Consider the following 2,479-nt stretch of genomic DNA (forward strand, 5'->3'; position numbering starts at 1 on the left):
GCCGGTTACGGGGGTAACGCGGATTTTACCCTGATGAATTCAGTGGGCCGTCTGGCTTCATTGGGTGGGATGTCGTTGGGGAGTCTGGCGGCATTTCCGGCATTTGATGCAATGCGCCAGGCATTACCAATGGTACAGGCTGTTATACTGATGGCGGTGACTATCATATTACCGCTGATTATAGTATTTGCTGTCTATGAATATAAGACGGTTATTACGCTGACCTTTGTCATGTTTGCGCTGAACTTTCTGACATTTTGGTGGGAACTGGCGCGCTGGCTGGACAGCTGGCTTCTGGAGGCATTGTATGGTTCGGATACGCACAGTCGCTGGAATATGGCTGGTTTTCAGAATAGTACAGACGATATCATTATGAGTTTTGTGATGGGAGCGATGTTTATTGTGCTGCCGGGATTATGGATGGGAGCGTTGTCTTGGGCAGGAATTAAAGTGGGTGATGCAGTAATAAATGCAACGAAAAATGGTTCTGCTGATATTCAGAAATCGGGTGGGAAGGGAAATTAGGAGATAGAATAGGTAGGTAACATAATTATATTAAGGAGGGGAATCCCTTCCTTTATGAGTTATTCATCTTTATTGTCAACATCAATATAACCAGTTGCATCATACCAACCCCACCCATAGGCACCATCACGATATTGATTTCCGTAACCTTGTTCATCTGTAGGTTTTTCATCAATTGCACCTTTATTCAGTGAAAAACCTAGGATTATTCCAAATATTAGCACAATCATTCCGGCTGCTATTAATGCTCCCATCAGTAAAGCGATTGCTACACTACCAGCAAGTAAATAAATTGGTAGGTGCCCCACCCAGTTAGGGAGATTATGCTTATGGGATCTGGCAACACAATTTGCATCCCAGGTATGTAAACGTTGGCATAAGTTGCGATAAATGCCAGCAGCTTTTGCCCCCGGATCTGAGTATGTATTGTACGTTGTGTGTCATGATGGTTAGTCATTGGGTAACCCCTTGTTGAAATGATGTTCAGATAAATAATATGATTATTTTCTGGTTAGGTTAGCCAAAAATCTGAGCGGCGTCTATGGTGTGAGTTATAAAACGAACTGTGTATAACGCTTATTAAACGAAAAGTTAGTAGTTGTATTTTTAACCTGTTGATGTTTTTTAGTTTGCCATTTAACTTCAGCTTATTATGAGCTTTTGTCAATACGTATAAATTGCTGTAAGGTAACAGTATTCATTTCTTAATCTACCTATAATAAGCTAATGCCAACTCTTCATCAGACAGAATTTATTGAGGCTACTGTTGGAGAAATCCAGTATCACCGGTTAGATTTCTCTATAGAAGATCATGATTTTGTGATGATTTTTTCCGACGTTGAAATATCTGATGTTGAATACCTTCAGATGCGTTCGGAAGAGGTCGGTTTTTCTATCCCTGAACGTTGCTATGATGTAAAGTTTGACCGTCTGGAGAATTTTGACAGTGGTGATTTCTACGCACCGCCGCCGCCAGATGCTATTTTCAGTAAGCTTGGGTATCAGGGCTTGATGCGGTTGGGTAAAGCATTTAGCGAAATTATCGGTCTGCACTATCAACTTTATGATGCTAAGGCATATTTTGCTATGGCGGAAACGCGAAAGCTTAAGAGTTTTTATGACCGAATTTTACAGCAGCCTAATGTTGGTGTACCATATGAAATCATCATCAATTTAGGTGAGATGCGGAGAGGTTATGCAATCAAAACGCCGAGTTTCTGAGCTTAAACAAATGTCTATAAGAGAGCGTAAAATCGAGGGTATGCGCCGTGCCAAGGCTGCTTTCGAGCAGGCTGCGCGTTCTGGTACTTTAACAAAGCGTCCTGTTACTGTTAAGTGCTGATTTCTCTGTTATATTGATAATGCTCAACCCAATCACTTCCTTGTTGAGTAGTGATGGGTTTTGGGGGGCCGAGCAATTCGTGATTACTTTCCTGATAATCTGTTCAATTGTTTTAGTATCTACATCCACTCTAGCTTTTCTCTCTGTTTCAATATGCCCCGTTTTTAGACTGTTTTAATTTTTATCTATTTCTTGATTTATTAGTGTGGTAACGTAGTGTAAAATTTCTTCGTCTGTTGATTCATTTCCGGCAAGAGCCACTTTGATTGCTTGTTTCAAATTTGACCTCATTTGAAGCTTGTCAATAAGTTTTTCGATATCTTGCTTTTCATGAGACATTGTTAATAGCCTTTCAATGCCTTTGCGATTTATTAGGCGAATTAATGTTTTTGCTTCTTTGATATCAAGAGAATCTAAAACGAGGGACCATGCCATTTTTAGTTCGTTATATCCATAGTTTATATCGACTCTTTGGGAATCATAAGTAACCTGAGGTTTGCTTAAGAAGGGAACTAAGTGCCTGAGGCACGATCAAAGTTTTTGTCAAAGAAAACAAAATCGTGGAGATCCTCAGGCAGGTTTAATTTAGAAGAACTTTACTGCTGCGTCGAT

General features: G+C 40.3%; 5 protein-coding genes. 2 read left to right on the forward strand and 3 right to left on the reverse strand.

What is annotated here, in order from left to right; genetic code table 11:
- On the forward strand, window positions 1-525 hold a 525-nt coding region (locus C5470_RS21590), incomplete at its 5' end, for a conjugal transfer protein TraG N-terminal domain-containing protein (protein WP_166291832.1).
- A 59-nt stretch (window positions 526-584) separates the two neighbouring features.
- Here the strand turns inward: C5470_RS21590 and C5470_RS21595 are convergent.
- Window positions 585-779: a hypothetical protein gene (locus tag C5470_RS21595; RefSeq protein WP_166291834.1), complete on the reverse strand. Its 195-nt coding sequence runs from the start codon at window positions 777-779 to the stop codon at window positions 585-587.
- A gap of 14 nt (window positions 780-793) precedes the next feature.
- A complete protein-coding gene (locus tag C5470_RS21600; protein ID WP_166291836.1) occupies window positions 794-982 on the reverse strand; it encodes a hypothetical protein in 189 nt (62 codons plus the stop codon).
- 269 nt (window positions 983-1,251) lie between these two features.
- Between C5470_RS21600 and C5470_RS21605 the strand changes: the two genes are divergently transcribed.
- A complete protein-coding gene (locus tag C5470_RS21605) occupies window positions 1,252-1,746 on the forward strand; it encodes a hypothetical protein (protein ID WP_166291838.1) in 495 nt (164 codons plus the stop codon).
- 295 nt (window positions 1,747-2,041) lie between these two features.
- Here C5470_RS21605 and C5470_RS21610 read toward each other — a convergent pair whose 3' ends face one another.
- On the reverse strand, window positions 2,042-2,302 hold the full coding sequence (locus C5470_RS21610) for a hypothetical protein (protein ID WP_166291840.1): 261 nt from the start codon (window positions 2,300-2,302) through the stop codon (window positions 2,042-2,044).
- Window positions 2,303-2,479 lie beyond the last annotated feature (177 nt).

This window comes from Photorhabdus stackebrandtii, from assembly GCF_011189495.1.
GTDB lineage: Bacteria > Pseudomonadota > Gammaproteobacteria > Enterobacterales > Enterobacteriaceae > Photorhabdus > Photorhabdus khanii.

Excerpts from the sequence above, each read along its gene's own strand:
- C5470_RS21595 (WP_166291834.1), bottom strand. The coding sequence starts at position 779 with ATGGGAGCATTAATAGCAGCCGGAATGATTGTGCTAATATTTGGAATA.
- C5470_RS21600 (WP_166291836.1), bottom strand. The coding sequence starts at position 982 with ATGACTAACCATCATGACACACAACGTACAATACATACTCAGATCCGG.
- C5470_RS21605 (WP_166291838.1), top strand. The coding sequence starts at position 1,252 with ATGCCAACTCTTCATCAGACAGAATTTATTGAGGCTACTGTTGGAGAA.
- C5470_RS21610 (WP_166291840.1), bottom strand. The coding sequence starts at position 2,302 with ATGGCATGGTCCCTCGTTTTAGATTCTCTTGATATCAAAGAAGCAAAA.